Genomic DNA, 15,551 nt, shown 5'->3' on the forward strand with positions numbered 1-15,551 from the left:
TACATACAATATGAAATTAAACGAAGTTCTCAAGAACATCACTCCGATAAAGATTGTCGGAAATGATAATGTAGAAATCACGGGTGTTAATATTGATTCACGCCGTATTAAGGCTGGACATCTCTTCGTTGCCATAAGGGGAACGCAGGTTGATGGACATCAGTTTATCGATAAGGCCATTGAGCTTGGCGCAGACGCTGTACTTTGTGAGGAGCTGCCTGAAAAGCTTTCAGACCACATAACCTATGTACAGGTGGAGTCAACTGAAGATGCTGTTGGCAAGGTTGCTACCTTATTCTATGGTAATCCATCGCATAAGTTGAAGTTAGTTGGCGTGACAGGAACCAATGGAAAGACTACTATTGCCACCTTATTATATAATATGTTCCGCAAGTTTGGCTACAAAGTAGGACTTCTTTCAACGGTATGTAACTATATAGATGACGTGGAAGTACCAGCTGATCACACGACACCTGACCCCATAGAACTTAATGAGTTATTGGCTAAAATGGTTGAAGCAGGATGTGAATACGCCTTTATGGAGTGTTCGAGTCATGCCATTCATCAGAAGCGTATTGGTGGTTTGAAGTTTGCAGGAGGCTTGTTTACCAATCTCACTCGCGATCATTTGGATTATCATAAGACATTTGAGAACTACCGAAATGCCAAGAAAGCTTTCTTTGATGGCTTGCCAAAGGATGCTTTTGCCATAACAAATGCCGACGATAAGAATGGGATGATCATGGTGCAGAATACCAAAGCAACCGTTAAAACTTATTCTATCCGTTCGATGGCAGACTTCCGTGCACGTATTCTTGAATGCCATTTTGAAGGCATGTATCTTGAGATTGACGGCCGAGAAGTTGGCGTTCAGTTTATTGGTAAGTTTAATGTCAGCAATCTTTTGGCTGTTTATGGTGCTGCAATCATGTTAGGTAAGAAGCCCGAAGATATCCTTTTAGTGCTCAGCACACTTCATAGTGTCAGCGGACGACTTGAACCTATCCACTCTCCTGAAGGCTTTACGGCTATTGTTGACTATGCACATACGCCTGATGCACTGGCAAATGTGCTCAACGCTATTCACGAAGTACTTGACGGAAAAGGCCATGTGATTACCGTATGTGGTGCTGGTGGAAACCGTGATAAAGGCAAACGACCCCTTATGGCACAAGAGGCGGTGCGCCAAAGTGACAAGGTTATCATCACAAGTGATAATCCCCGATTCGAAGATCCACAAGAGATTATCAATGAAATGCTTGCAGGATTGAATGAACAACAGATGCGAAAGGTGATATCAATTGTTGACCGTAAGGAAGCCATTCGCACTGCTTGCATGATGGCCCAAAAGGGAGATGTTGTGCTTGTTGCCGGAAAAGGCCACGAGAACTACCAGGAAATAAAGGGCGTGAAACATCATTTTGACGATAAAGAAGTGCTTCATGAGATTTTCAAAGCATAAAAATAAAGGTTAAATTAAAAGCAAATGTTATACTATCTCTTTAGATTTCTTGAGCATTATGGCATCAGTGGGTCACGTATTTGGGGGTATATCTCATTCCGTGCCCTATTGGCTTTGATTCTCTCCTTAGTCATTTCAGCATGGGCAGGAGAGCGGTTTATCAAGTTCTTAAAGCGTAAACAGATTACTGAAACACAACGGGACGCATCAATAGATCCCTTTGGTGTGAAGAAGATTGGCGTTCCTTCGATGGGTGGAGTGATTATTATTCTTTCCATTCTTGTGCCGGTTCTCCTGCTTGGAAGACTGCGTAATGTCTATCTTATCTTAATGATTATCACCACTGTTTGGTTAGGATTCCTGGGTGGTATGGATGATTATATTAAGATTTTTCGCCGTGATAAAGAGGGACTTAAAGGCAAATATAAAATCGTTGGGCAAATCGGTATAGGCTTAATCGTAGGACTTGTGCTATGGATGTCGCCCGATGTGAAGATAAATGAGAATATAGCCATAGAGCGACAAGGCAAAGAAATGGTGGTGAAACACCGTACTCAGGCCCATAAATCGTTAAAGACTACCATCCCATTTGTTAAGGGTCATAATCTAAGTTATAGCAATTTGATGAGTTTTTGCGGCAAACATAAGGTTGCAGCAGGCTGGATTCTCTTTGTAATTATGACGATTTTAGTCGTGACGGCAGTCAGTAATGGGGCTAACCTCAATGATGGCATGGATGGGATGTGTGCTGGAAACTCCGCGATTATAGGTGTTGCGCTTGGTATTCTGGCTTATGTGAGCAGCCATTTGCAGTTTGCCGCCTATCTAAACATCATGTATATACCTCAAAGCGAAGAGCTTGTGGTCTTCATGTGTGCCTTTATTGGTGCGCTCATTGGTTTCCTTTGGTACAATGCTTACCCTGCACAAGTGTTCATGGGAGACACAGGTTCGCTCACAATTGGTGGCATTATAGCCGTGTGTGCTATTATCATTCACAAGGAGCTTTTACTTCCGATACTTTGTGGAATCTTTTTCGTTGAGAGCTTAAGTGTCATCATTCAAGTTTACTATTTCAAGCTGGGTAAGCGGCGAGGCATCAAGCAACGCATCTTCAAACGCACGCCAATTCATGATAATTTCCGTGTCACCGACGACCAGCTTGACCCTGATTGCAAGTATCTTCTTAAGGCTCCACACAGTCCTAAGCATGAAGCCAAGATTACAATACGCTTTTGGATTATCACGATTATCCTTGCAGCGTTAACCATTATCACATTAAAGATTAGATAAGATGAGTAGAATCGTTATATTAGGAGCCGGCGAAAGTGGTGCCGGAGCAGCTGTTTTGGCAAAGCAAAAGGGTTTTGATGTGTTTGTTTCCGACATGTCTTCAATCCAAGATAAGTATAAAAACTTGCTTGACAAGCATTGCATTGAGTGGGAAGAAGGACATCACACGGCTGATAAAATCCTTAATGCCGATGAAATAATCAAAAGCCCCGGCATTCCAAAAGAGGCGCCAATGATTCAGAAACTCATGGCCCAGGGCACACATATCATTAGTGAAATCGAGTTCGCGGGACGCTATACGCAGTCTAAAATGGTATGTATCACGGGCAGTAATGGCAAGACAACAACGACCTCTTTGATTTATCATATCTTCAAAACTGCAGGTTATGACGTTGGTTTAGCAGGCAATATAGGAAAGAGTTTGGCGTTACAAGTGGCCGAAGATCCACACGAATACTACGTTATTGAGCTTAGTAGTTTCCAGTTAGATAACATGTATGACTTCCGCGCTAATATCGCAGTACTCCTCAATATCACTCCCGATCATTTGGATCGCTATGACTTTAAGTTCGAGAACTATGCCGATGCGAAGATGAGAATCCTTCAAAACCAAAGGCAGGAAGATAGCTTTATCTATTGGAATGATGACCCAGTGATTCAGAAAGAGCTTGAAAAGTTTGAAACCAAAGCCTTTGTTTGTCCGTTCTCTGAGCACAAAGAGCAAGGTGCTTTCGGCTATATTGAAGATGGAAACTATAAGCTTGACTATCCCACGCCATTCAATATGAAGCAAGAAGAGCTTTCGTTGACCGGCAAACATAACCTTCATAACAGCCTCGCGGCAGGCTTAGCAGCTAACATTGCAGGCATAAAGAGCGAGGCAATTCGTAAGGGATTAGGTGACTTCCCAGGTGTAGAACATCGTTTGGAAAAGGTTTGCAAGGTCAATGGAGTGCAATATATCAATGACTCTAAGGCTACAAATGTAGACGCCTGTTGGTATGCTTTAGACAGCATGACCACGCCAACGATTCTCATTCTCGGGGGTAAGGACAAGGGCAATGACTACACTCCGATTAAAGAACTCGTGAAGAAGAAGTGTCGAGCAATCGTTTATCTCGGTGCAGACAACAAGAAATTGCATGATAACTTCGATGACTTGGGCGTCACAATCAGGGATACCCACAGCATGAAAGATTGTGTTGAGGCTTGTCATACCTTGGCACAGCCCGGCGATACTGTGCTGTTAAGCCCATGTTGCGCCAGCTTTGACTTGTTCCACAACATGGAAGAGCGAGGCAATATGTTTAAGGACATGGTAAGAAAGCTATAGAAGCGAGGGCAAAGAAAGCTTTATAAACTCAATTTATAGGCTCCTTTAAGCTCGCTGAAAGCAAGAAAGTGTGAACCCTTAGAAGCTGTTTAAACCCTCTTTTAGGTGGGGAACATGGTCTCATGAAACTTAGATGATGGGGCGTGCTTAATGCATGAGGAATCATCTCATAGTCAAAACGGCACACAATATAGGCCGTTTTAGTGTGCAATATGGCTCAAAAAGCGGCATGAAATGCCCCAAATGATGGCATGAAATGGTGCAAATTAGAAGATGGGGCATAGGATGTTGAGAGTCAATAGGTTAGCGGTTGTCTCTCACATGAAATGAAAATGAGCATTAACGCATAGCGAGCGATGCTTTTAGAATAAAGAAAATATAAAATAATATTTGGTAGACGGTGATGGCTTCTGACGCCAATCCTCTATTGCCAAAACCTTCCTCAGCATGCGATATGGCACTTATTGTAGCGGGAAACATCGCGTGTTTAGTCGGTATTACAGGGTAAATAAAAGACAATGTTAGGCAATGATGGCGCGGATAAGACTCTCTTTTTCGAATAGTTATGGACAAAAAGACACTTAGTAACATTTTTAAGGGCGACAAGGTCATTTGGATGATCTTCTTCTTCCTGTGCATTATTAGTGTTGTAGAGGTGTTTTCGGCCTCTTCAGGACTAACTTATAAGAGTGGAAGTTATTTCTCTCCATTGATCAAACACCTTGGAATCTTGTTGATGGGCATATTCTGTATGGTCATCACGCTTAACATAAAGTGTAAGTATTTCAAGATACTTACGCCCTTCATGTTAGTCATTTCGTTCATCACTTTGATTTGGGTTTTCTTCGCAGGTCAGTCTACCAACGGCGCACAACGATGGGTAAGTTTCATCGGAATACAATTCCAGCCGTCGGAAATTGCCAAAGGTACTCTTGTGTTGGCTACGGCTCAGATACTTAGTGCGCTACAAACGGATCATGGAGCAGATAAGAATGCCTTTAAGTTTATCCTCATAGTGTGCGCCTTTATCGTGCCCCTTATCGGATTGGAAAACCTTTCAACGGCGGCACTTTTGTGTTTAGTTATCTTGTTGATGATGGTCATTGGCCGTGTGCCTATGCGTCAGTTGGGGAAACTAATGGGCGTAACTCTTGCGCTAATCTTAGTCATTTTTGCCGGTGTGATGTTGCTCGGCACAGACCGAGGTGACGTTGAAACATCAAAGAATATGACTGAACAGGTGGCGCAACAAAAGAAGGATGAGGGGCTGTTGGGCAAGATTTTCCACCGTGCCGACACGTGGAAATCGCGCATTGATAAGTTCACTTCTTCAAAAGAAGTCACGCCGGCTGAGGTCGACTTAGATACAGATGCTCAGGTGGCTCATGCCAATATCGCCATTGCTTCATCGAATGTGGTGGGTAAAGGACCAGGAAACAGCGTCGAACGAGACTTTCTTTCGCAGGCCTTTTCAGACTTTATCTATGCTATTATCATTGAAGAGTTGGGCGTAGAAGGGGCAGTTGCCGTTGCAGTTCTTTACATTATGCTGCTCTTTCGCACTGGGCGCATTGCCAGCCGATGCGAGAATAACTTCCCCGCTTTACTGGCTATGGGCCTCGCTTTGCTGCTTGTCACGCAGGCATTGTTTAATATGTGTGTCGCCGTGGGACTTGCTCCAGTCACCGGTCAGCCTTTACCGCTCATCAGTAAGGGTGGAACTTCGACGATGATTAATTGCATCTATGTCGGTGTAATCCTGAGTGTTAGTCGCTCGGCAAAGAAGAAAGGTGAACCAGGTCAGGGCGAGACAAAAACAGAAGTAAGCATAACGGAGTGAGCTTCTGTATTAAAACGTCAGTAAAACGCATTGTAAAAGGAGTGAAAAAAGAAAGTAAAATGGTATAAAACTAATTTTTTTGATTACTTTTGCAATATCATAGTAATTCGTAAAACATGGATAAGGAATTGAGAATAATCATCAGTGGTGGAGGTACTGGAGGGCATATCTTCCCGGCAGTATCTATTGCTAATGCCATCAAAGCAAAGCAACCAGAGGCTAAGATCCTTTTCGTTGGGGCCTTGGGACGCATGGAAATGCAGCGTGTTCCTGCCGCAGGATATGAGATTAAGGGCCTTCCCATCTGTGGTTTCGACCGCAAACATCTGTGGAAGAATATCGCTGTGCTCTTCAAAATATGGAAAAGCGAGCGCATGGCACGTCAGATTGTGAAACAATTCAAGCCTATGGTTGCCGTAGGTGTAGGTGGATATGCCAGTGGACCGACACTAAACGTGTGTGCAAAAGAAGGAATTCCTTGTCTGATTCAAGAGCAAAACTCCTATGCCGGAGTAACAAACAAGTTGCTTTCTAAGAAAGCTGACAAGATATGTGTAGCCTATGAAGGCATGGAACGCTTCTTTCCTGCAGACAAAATCATCATGACGGGTAATCCCGTTCGGCAGAATGTACTTGATTCAAAGCTTACCGTTGAGGAAGCACGTGAGTCATTTGGTCTCAATCCAAACATGAAAACAGTTCTCTTAGTGGGTGGAAGCTTGGGCGCAAAGACTATCAACGATAGTATGTTGCAATATCTTGATATCATCGGAAAGACTGATGTTCAGTTCATTTGGCAAACAGGTAAGGCCTATTATGAAGGCATTCAACAACAACTTCAGAATGAAGAGTTGCCAAATCTAAAGGTTACTGACTTTATCAGTGATATGGGAGCAGCTTACAAAGCAGCCGATTTGGTCATTAGTAGAGCAGGCGCAAGCAGTATCAGTGAATTCTGTTTGATAGGCAAACCCGTAATCCTTGTGCCTTCACCTAACGTTGCAGAGGACCATCAAACAAAGAATGCGATGGCCTTAGTCAATAAGAATGCCGCCATATATGTAAAGGATAGTGAGGCTGTTAACGTACTACTGAAGACAGCAATCCAAACAGTTGGCAACGCTTCTACACTCGAATCATTAAAAGAAAACATATTAAAACTCAGAAAAAAGAACTCGGCCGACGTCATCGCCGACCAGGTAATAAAGTTAGCATTAAATTAAATGGAACTGAAAGATATTAAGGCTGTGTACTTCATTGGGGCTGGAGGTATTGGTATGAGTGCCTTAGCTCGTTACTTCATTCATCGTGGTTTGGTTGTTGCAGGCTATGACAAGACGCCGTCAACCCTAACACATCAACTTGAGAAAGAAGGCATGTTGATTCATTACGAAGAGGATATTGAAGAGATTCCTCACGTGTGCAAGAATCCTCAATCGACGTTAGTCATCTACACACCTGCCATCCCTGACACGCACAAAGAACTGCAATTCTTCCGTGAAAAGGGCTTTGAAATCCAGAAACGGGCCCAAGTTTTGGGGACGCTTACACGCAGTCATAGAGGTCTTTGCTTTGCAGGCACGCATGGAAAGACCACTACTTCGACGATGTGTGCACACATAATGCATCAGAGTCACATGGATTGTAATGCCTTCTTGGGAGGCATTTCAAAGAACTATGGCACTAATTATATCTTGTCAAAGAATAGTGATTACATCGTTATTGAAGCCGATGAGTTTGATAGAAGCTTTCATTGGCTGAGGCCATGGATGAGTGTTATCACTTCAACCGACCCCGATCATCTTGATATCTATGGTACAAAAGAGGCCTATCTTGAAAGTTTTCGCCACTATACGGAACTCATTCAACCGGGTGGAGCATTGATAATCCATCGCAATCTTGAGATGAAACAGCATGTGCAAGAAGGCGTAAAAGTATATGATTACAGTCGTGAAGCAGGCGACTTCCATGCAGAGAATGTTGTGATTGATAATGGAGAAATTTGTTTCGACTTTGTTTCTCCGATTGAAAATGTAGCGCGTGTTAATCTCGGTCAGCCCATTCCAATCAATATTGAGAATGCCATCGCCGCCATGGCAATGGCACAATTGAATGGATGTACAGCCGAAGAACTACGTTATGGCATGAGAACTTATGCCGGTGTTGACCGCAGATTCGACTTCAAAATCAAGGATAATAGACATGTGTTCTTGTCTGATTATGGTCATCATCCAAAGGAAGTACTTCAAAGTGCGAGGAGTCTTAAAGAACTGTTTAGGGGCCGTAAGATTACGGTTATGTTCCAACCACACCTCTATTCGCGTACACGTGACTTCTATCTTGAGTTTGCTGATGCACTAAGTAACTTTGATGAAGTCATTCTTACAGAGATATATCCGGCACGAGAAGAGCCCATCGAAGGGGTAACGAGTAAGTTGATTTATGATCATCTGAAACCAAACGTAGAAAAAACGATGATTAAGAAGGACGAAGTTCTTGACTATGTGAAAGGTCGTGACTTTGATGTTCTTGTCGTTCTTGGTGCAGGTGACCTCAATAACTACGTTCCTCAGATTGCCAAAATCATTGAAAACAAGAAATAAAACGAAATTAACGGATGCGCATTAGCTGGAAAAAGACCTTCATTGTAACATCAGATGTATTGATAGCAATATATCTTTTGTTAGCATTTACGGCTTTTAATAAGCCCGATGAAGCGGCTCGTTTGTGCACGAAAGTAAACATAAATATTCAAGATGAGGCTACAAATGGCTTCATAGATGCGCGAGAAATTAAGGCAAGATTAGAGAAAGAACAGCTTTATCCATTGGAGAAACCAATGAAATATGTCAATCTTCGCAAGATGGAAGAGGCATTGAAAGCCAGTCCTTTCGTTAAAACCGCCGAATGTTATAAAACAGAAGATGGCGAGGTTAACATCTCTTTGACTCAACGAATGCCTGTTGTCAGGATCAAAGCTGCCAATGGTGACGATTATTATCTTGACGATAATGACTGCATTATGCCTAATTCTCATTACACATCTGACTTGATTATCGCCACGGGTAATATCAATAAGTGGTTCGCATCCAATTATATTTCGCCTCTAAGCAAAACTTTGATGGACAATGAACTATGGCGTAATCAGATAGAACAAATCAATGTGTTACCTGATCTCGGTGTAGAGCTTATTCCACGCGTAGGAAATCACATTGTTTATCTTGGTCAAATGCCTTTCTATAAAAATAAGGAGAAGCGCAAAGCTGCCGTAGTTGACTTTGTAAACAGAAAGATGAACCGACTTGAAAAGTTTTATAAGTATGGACTTTCTCAGGCTGGTTGGAATAGATATAGCTACATAAACCTTGAATTTGACAATCAAATCATCTGCAAACGACGCGACAAACGACGTGATGATAATGAGAGTCTTGGTGAGGCGTTAGCAGCAAGTGATGTCATCGGAAACGTCGAAGCTGAACCTAAAAAGGAAGAAAAGCCTGAATCTTCTTCGGCAGAATCGCCCACAAAGGCTAAGGAAGAACCCAAAAAAGTAGCTGAAAAGAAATTAGAAAAGCCTTCAACTTCTTCTCCAAAGGCTAAGGAAGAACCGAAGAAGAAGGCCGAAAAGAAATCGGAGAAAAGCTCAACCTCTTCTTCGAAAGACAAGGAGGAACCAAAGAAAACAACGACAAAGAAGTCGGAGAATCATACAGATAAAAAGACCGATAAAGCTGAAGTAAAGAAACAAAAGCCTAAGGATAAATCATCTAAAGACGCTCCGAAGTCGAAAGATAAAAAGAAACAGAAGTAGAATAGATAAAGAATTACGCATGGCAGAATTTATCGTTGCAATAGAACTGGGGTCAACTAAGATCACCGGTATCGCTGGAAAGAAGAACCTCGACGGCAGTATTACCGTGCTTGCTGTGGTCAGAGAGAACTCAACGCAATGCATCCGAAAGGGTGTTGTGTATAATATTGACAAGACGGTACAGTGTCTTACCAATATTGTTACAAAGCTAAAGACAGCGCTCAAGACGGATATCGCCCACGTATATGTAGGAGTTGGTGGGCAGTCTATGCGCAGTGTACGTAATGTTATCGTTAAAGATCTTCCCTCAGATACCATCGTTTCTCAAGAGATGGTTAACCAATTAATGGATGCTAACCGTACAATGAGCTACCCAGATCGTGAGATTCTTGAAGCCGCTACACAGGAATATAAGGTTGATCAGCAATATCAGCTTGACCCAGTAGGCATTCAATGCACGCGTCTTGAAGGCAACTTCTTGAACATTCTCTGGTTGCGCACCTACTATCGCAACCTTAATAAGTGTTTCGATCAGGCTGGAATAGCCATTGCCGAGATGTATCTTGCACCAATGGTTCTGGCCGATAGCGTGTTGACCGAAGCTGAAAAGCGAGCTGGTTGCGTGCTCGTTGACTTGGGAGCAGAGACAACTACTGTCTCCGTTTACTACAAAAACATTCTCCGTCACTTAGCCGTTATCCCACTTGGAAGCAATAACATCACCAAGGATATTGCCTCTTTACAGATGGAAGAGGCTGATGCTGAGAAGATGAAGATAAAGTATGCCAGTGCTTTTACAGACAATAGTGACATCGATAACAGTCTAATGCTCTCCATAGATGCCGAGCGTCAGATTGAAAGTCGTAAGTTTATAGAGGTCGTTGAGGCTCGTGTTGAAGAGATTATAGAGAATGTTTGGTTCCAGGTTCCAGCCGAATATGCCAACAATCTCTTAGGAGGTATCATCCTAACCGGTGGTGGTTCTAACCTCAGAAACATTGAAACGGCTTTCCGAAATCATACACATATCGACAAGATTCGTACTGCAAAGTTCGTCTCACAAACGATAAATTCTACTAACGAAAGCATCAATGCACACGATGGAATGATGAATACCATCTTGGGTATCCTGGCAAAAGGCGACATGAACTGTGCCGGACCAGAAATCAAGAGCGATCTCTTTGGAACAACACCTGACGCTAAAACCACGACAACAACAGTGGATTTACACCAGAAACCACGTACACTCAATGAGACAACTGGTAGTGGGGTAGTGCGTACAGAGGCTGAAAAGCAAAAGGCTGAAGAGGAAGAACGTCGTCGTAAGGAAGCCGAATTGCAGGCTGAACTCGAGGCAAAACGTCAGGAAGAAGAGCGACTTGCCAAAGAGAAGAAAGAGAATAGTACGTCTCATAAGCTATTCAAGGAGTTGAAAAGCTTCTTTGGTAAGATGATTTCTGAAGACGAATAACAGCATAAATACATAATTCTGACATCATAAATAGACAATATGGCTGACAATAATCATAAAACTTCGATCTTAGATTTCGGTGAACCCGATAAGGCAGATAGCATCATCAAGGTCATTGGTGTAGGCGGAGGAGGCGGTAACGCCGTTAACCACATGTATCGAGAAGGCATACATGACGTCACGTTTGTACTCTGTAATACGGACAATCAGGCGCTAAACGACTCGCCTGTACCCGTGCACTTACAACTTGGAAAAGAAGGACTTGGCGCAGGAAATAAGCCAGAAAAGGCGCGTCAAGCAGCCGAAGAAACACTTGACGACATTAAATATGCGTTGAGTGATGGCACAAAGATGGCATTCATCACAGCCGGAATGGGTGGTGGAACAGGTACAGGAGCGGCGCCAGTCATTGCTCGTGTGTCTAAGGAACTTGGCATTCTGACGGTCGGAATCGTTACAATTCCTTTCCGTTTTGAGGGTGATCGCAAGATAGATCAAGCCTTAGATGGTGTTGAAGAGATGTCAAAGCATGTCGATGCACTATTGGTTATCAACAACGAACGCCTCAGAGAGATTTATCCTGACCTTACCGTTCTCGATGCTTTCGGTAAGGCTGACGACACGCTTAGCATTGCAGCAAAGAGTATTGCGGAAATAATCACGAACCACGGACTTATTAATCTTGACTTCAATGATGTCAAAACCGTACTTAAAGATGGTGGAGTGGCAATCATGAGTACGGGATATGGCGAGGGCGATGGACGTGTAAAGAAAGCTATTGACGATGCTTTGAACTCACCATTACTCAATGATAACGATATCTTTAATGCCAAAAAGATTCTCTTAAGCATTAACTTCTGCAATGAAAAGAACGATAACTCGGGCCTCATGATGGAGGAAATGAACGACGTTAACGACTTCATGGCGAAGTTTGGAAGTGACTTTGAGATCAAATGGGGACTTGCTTTAGACCCTGAACTCGGTAAACGCGTCAAGGTAACTATACTTGCTACGGGCTTCGGTATAGAGGATGTAGACGGCATGAACAGCCATCTTAAGAAACATACTCAAGAAGAAGCCGACCGCATTGCACAGGAAGAGGAACGCAGAGCAGAGCGAGATGAACGGCGAGGACACTACTATGGCAACATCGGTAAGACCAATCAATACAAGCGTAGACCTCATATCTTCTTGTTTCGACCTGAAGATCTTGACAACGAAGACGTCATCTTGGCGGTTGAAAATACACCAACTTATAAACGAACACGCCAGATGTTAGAGGAAATTCGTAATATGGCATCGGGTGCTCACTTGGTGAAGAACGACGATAAGAATAGTGAAGAGCCCGAACAATCGGTCATTCGCTTCGATTAAGTGTGATTTTTCGGATTGGTAAATGAGGTAGACAAAGCCTCACCCCCAGCCCCTCTCCGAAGAGAGAGGGGAGTAATTAGTTTTGAAGATAGAGGGGGGTGTTTTGTAGTTGATTGGATGTTTTGATGTTAGTGATAACAAAAAGTAAAATGAATTGATGTAAAAGGCAATTCAATTAGGCTTGTTTTATGCGATGAAATGATGCAAATCGTACGATAAAATGACGCAAATTGTACGATAAAATGACGCAAATTGTATTATAAATTATATTCTTCAACGGCATAGGTGTTGAGCTTTTGATAGCCCAGGGTTGCCAAACGATAGTGCAGGTCAGCCTGGGTTAGCGTTTGTTGTATGGGGAACAATGTCATAGGTGTTGTGTTATCTTTGATTAATCTGCCATTAATCTCCTTGTTATAACCACACTTTCATGACATGCTTTGGTCTTATTTTGAGCACCTTATTAAATTACTGAACGATGAAAAAGATAGAGAAAGATTTGCACATTCACTCGAAATGTCTTATTTTCGCAATAGTTCTATAATGGGAAAGCATGAAAACAATCATGAAAAGCCCTGTGTAGATTTATAAAAACGATAAACTATGCCCACAAATATAAATCAACAACAAAACCAACTAACATCAAACAGCGAAAGAAGAAATGTTTAGTTACAATATAATTACTCCCATTTTGGTTATGGTTTGCATTGTATTAATCTTGTCTTTGATAGTACCTCACATGCTGCATAACATGAAATATGGGGAATTTCGCACTATACCTGGCGTGTTGATTGTGCATTCTTTTCCGAAGTATAAACCGATTTTGATTCATGAAATAACAAAGGTTGAATACTCGATACCACCTCGTTCTTTCGGCGCTTTTTTGTTTTCAATTTATACATCGAATGGGAACGTGGTGAAATTCAGTATTGATTTGCACAAAACAGCAGAGCGAGAACGCCTTGAAAGAGAGCTGCGCATGAATGGATATGAAGGTCCTTTTCAATATATTCCCCGTTAAATAGCTTTGGAAATCCTATCGGTGACTCCTAAAAACGAATTGCCTGAAAATGGGTTTGCAGGCAAAATCAATCCTTGTTTTCCTTTGCAGTATCGCTCAATTCTACTATCTTTGCAAGTATCAACAAAGAAAAAACTATGCAAACGAAATGTCATCTTTCGGTATTAATACATAAGCAGGCCGAGAAATATGGTGACCGTGACGCGATCACCTTCCGCAAATTTGGCAGTTTAGAGTGGCGTTCCATCTCATGGAATCAGTTCTCTCTGCGTGTAAAACAAGTCAGTAATGCCCTTCTTAACCTTGGAGCTAAGCCACAAGAAAGCATTGCTGTCTTCTCACAGAACTGCATTCAATATCTCTATACGGACTTCGGCGCTTATGGAATACGCTTGGTTTCTATTCCATTCTATGCCACATCAAGTGAACAGCAGATTCAATACATGGTCAATGATGCCCAGGTTCGTTTCCTGTTTGTAGGCGAACAAGAGCAATACGACAAAGCCCATCGTGTGTTTCCACTATGTCCTTCGCTTGAACGCATCATCATATTTGACCCCAGTGTGCGTATAAGTACGCATGACCCCAATGCACTTTATTTCGAAGATTTCATTGCTTTAGGCGAACAACTGCCTCGACAGAGTGAGGTAGAAAGGCTTTGGCATCAGGCAAACGATACGGATCTTTGTAACATTCTCTATACCAGTGGAACGACAGGAGATAGTAAAGGCGTGATGCTTACACACGGACAATATCGTGCTGCGATGGATGCAAACGACAAATGTGTGCCCATTGGTGAAAAAGATCGCGTCATAAACTTCTTGCCTTTCACGCATGTCTTTGAACGAGGTTGGGCATATTTGGCGCTGACGGAAGGCGCTCAACTGATTATAAACACTTATCCTAAGGAGATACAACAAAGCATGCGCGAGACACATCCAACGTGTATGAGTGCTGTTCCGCGTTTCTGGGAGAAGGTGTTCATAGCAGTTAAGACGAAGATGGATGAGTCGAATGCTATCCAACGCAAGCTTTTTAATCATGCATTAGCCGTAGGAAGGAAGCGAAATGTAGAGTATTTGAGTCGTGGAAAGCGTGTTCCGATGAATGTAGAACTTGAATATCAGGTTGTAAACAGAACGATATTGAGTCTTGTTCGCAAACAGATTGGACTTGAAAATCCTAATATCTTCCCCACAGCTGGAGCCTATGTGTCGCCAGAAGTCGAAGAGTTTGTACATTCGATAGGCATTTGTATGATTGTCGGTTATGGCTTAACGGAAAGCTTAGCGACGGTTTCTTGCGACCACAAAGATGAACCTTACACGATAGGTTCAGTCGGACGACCGATTGATAACCTTGAAATCAAGATAGGAGAAAACGATGAAATACTGCTCAAAGGCCCTACAATCACGCCAGGATATTACCATCGTGATCAGATAAATGCAGAGGCGTTTGATGCTGACGGCTTTTTCCACACGGGCGATGCAGGCTATCTTCAGAATGGAGAACTATTCTTAAAGGAACGCATTAAAGACCTGTTCAAGACCTCAAATGGTAAATATGTGGCGCCACAGATGGTTGAATCATTGCTCTTAGTGGATAAGTTCATTGATCAGGTGGCTATCATTGCTGACCAAAGAAAATTCGTTTCAGCTCTCATTGTGCCTGAGTTCCCTATGTTAGAAGCATGGGCTAAGGAGCACAACATCGTCTATTCAAGTCGTGAAGACCTTTGTAACAACGAAGAAGTGCATGCAATGATGCGCGAAAGAATAGAGACTTTGCAACAACAATTAGCAGCATATGAGCAGATAAAGAGATTCACTTTATTGGCTCACCACTTCTCAATGGAGAGCGGAGAACTAACAAATACGTTGAAGTTAAGACGTTCTGTAATCTATAAAAACTACAGAGATTGTATTGACAAAATGTACGAAGAATAA

At 42.5% G+C, this 15,551-nt stretch carries 10 protein-coding genes; all 10 read left to right on the forward strand.

Annotated elements, in window-relative coordinates; genetic code table 11:
• Positions 1–10 precede the first annotated feature (10 nt).
• Positions 11–1,462 (forward strand): UDP-N-acetylmuramoyl-L-alanyl-D-glutamate--2,6-diaminopimelate ligase, encoded by a 1,452-nt coding sequence (locus HMPREF9145_RS12175; RefSeq protein WP_021826732.1) that lies wholly within the window; start codon positions 11–13, stop codon positions 1,460–1,462.
• Between the two features lie 24 nt (positions 1,463–1,486).
• Positions 1,487–2,755 carry a phospho-N-acetylmuramoyl-pentapeptide-transferase gene (locus tag HMPREF9145_RS12180; RefSeq protein ID WP_021826667.1) on the forward strand — a complete coding sequence of 423 codons (1,269 nt, stop codon included), beginning with the start codon at positions 1,487–1,489 and terminating at the stop codon, positions 2,753–2,755.
• A gap of 1 nt (position 2,756) precedes the next feature.
• Positions 2,757–4,088, forward strand: coding sequence for a UDP-N-acetylmuramoyl-L-alanine--D-glutamate ligase (gene murD / locus HMPREF9145_RS12185; RefSeq protein WP_021826692.1), 1,332 nt, complete (start codon positions 2,757–2,759; stop codon positions 4,086–4,088).
• Between the two features lie 565 nt (positions 4,089–4,653).
• The gene (locus HMPREF9145_RS12190) at positions 4,654–5,928 is read left to right on the forward strand and encodes an FtsW/RodA/SpoVE family cell cycle protein (RefSeq protein WP_021826620.1); all 1,275 of its coding nucleotides are present in this window, start codon (positions 4,654–4,656) and stop codon (positions 5,926–5,928) included.
• A gap of 116 nt (positions 5,929–6,044) precedes the next feature.
• Positions 6,045–7,151 (forward strand): undecaprenyldiphospho-muramoylpentapeptide beta-N-acetylglucosaminyltransferase, encoded by a 1,107-nt coding sequence (gene murG / locus HMPREF9145_RS12195; RefSeq protein ID WP_021826728.1) that lies wholly within the window; start codon positions 6,045–6,047, stop codon positions 7,149–7,151.
• Positions 7,152–8,531 carry a UDP-N-acetylmuramate--L-alanine ligase gene (murC, locus tag HMPREF9145_RS12200; RefSeq protein ID WP_021826623.1) on the forward strand — a complete coding sequence of 460 codons (1,380 nt, stop codon included), beginning with the start codon at positions 7,152–7,154 and terminating at the stop codon, positions 8,529–8,531.
• 14 nt (positions 8,532–8,545) lie between these two features.
• Complete coding sequence (locus tag HMPREF9145_RS12205) at positions 8,546–9,739, forward strand: cell division protein FtsQ/DivIB (RefSeq protein ID WP_021826653.1); 1,194 nt, start codon at positions 8,546–8,548, stop codon at positions 9,737–9,739.
• A gap of 19 nt (positions 9,740–9,758) precedes the next feature.
• Entirely contained in the window at positions 9,759–11,210 is a 1,452-nt protein-coding gene (ftsA, locus tag HMPREF9145_RS12210) for a cell division protein FtsA (RefSeq protein WP_021826637.1), read from the forward strand.
• Between the two features lie 39 nt (positions 11,211–11,249).
• Entirely contained in the window at positions 11,250–12,584 is a 1,335-nt protein-coding gene (ftsZ, locus tag HMPREF9145_RS12215) for a cell division protein FtsZ (protein ID WP_021826739.1), read from the forward strand.
• Positions 12,585–13,742: 1,158 nt separating this feature from the next.
• Complete coding sequence (locus HMPREF9145_RS12225; protein ID WP_021826712.1) at positions 13,743–15,551, forward strand: AMP-dependent synthetase/ligase; 1,809 nt, start codon at positions 13,743–13,745, stop codon at positions 15,549–15,551.

Origin of the sequence: Segatella salivae F0493, from assembly GCF_000477535.1 — a bacterium.
GTDB lineage: Bacteria > Bacteroidota > Bacteroidia > Bacteroidales > Bacteroidaceae > Prevotella > Prevotella salivae.

Bases quoted from the DNA above. Each gene is read 5' to 3' on its own strand.
- HMPREF9145_RS12190 (WP_021826620.1), top strand. From the start codon at position 4,654: ATGGACAAAAAGACACTTAGTAACATTTTTAAGGGCGACAAGGTCATT.
- ftsZ (WP_021826739.1), top strand. From the start codon at position 11,250: ATGGCTGACAATAATCATAAAACTTCGATCTTAGATTTCGGTGAACCC.
- murD (WP_021826692.1), top strand. From the start codon at position 2,757: ATGAGTAGAATCGTTATATTAGGAGCCGGCGAAAGTGGTGCCGGAGCA.
- ftsA (WP_021826637.1), top strand. From the start codon at position 9,759: ATGGCAGAATTTATCGTTGCAATAGAACTGGGGTCAACTAAGATCACC.
- HMPREF9145_RS12175 (WP_021826732.1), top strand. From the start codon at position 11: ATGAAATTAAACGAAGTTCTCAAGAACATCACTCCGATAAAGATTGTC.
- HMPREF9145_RS12205 (WP_021826653.1), top strand. From the start codon at position 8,546: ATGCGCATTAGCTGGAAAAAGACCTTCATTGTAACATCAGATGTATTG.
- murG (WP_021826728.1), top strand. From the start codon at position 6,045: ATGGATAAGGAATTGAGAATAATCATCAGTGGTGGAGGTACTGGAGGG.
- HMPREF9145_RS12225 (WP_021826712.1), top strand. From the start codon at position 13,743: ATGCAAACGAAATGTCATCTTTCGGTATTAATACATAAGCAGGCCGAG.
- HMPREF9145_RS12180 (WP_021826667.1), top strand. From the start codon at position 1,487: ATGTTATACTATCTCTTTAGATTTCTTGAGCATTATGGCATCAGTGGG.
- murC (WP_021826623.1), top strand. From the start codon at position 7,152: ATGGAACTGAAAGATATTAAGGCTGTGTACTTCATTGGGGCTGGAGGT.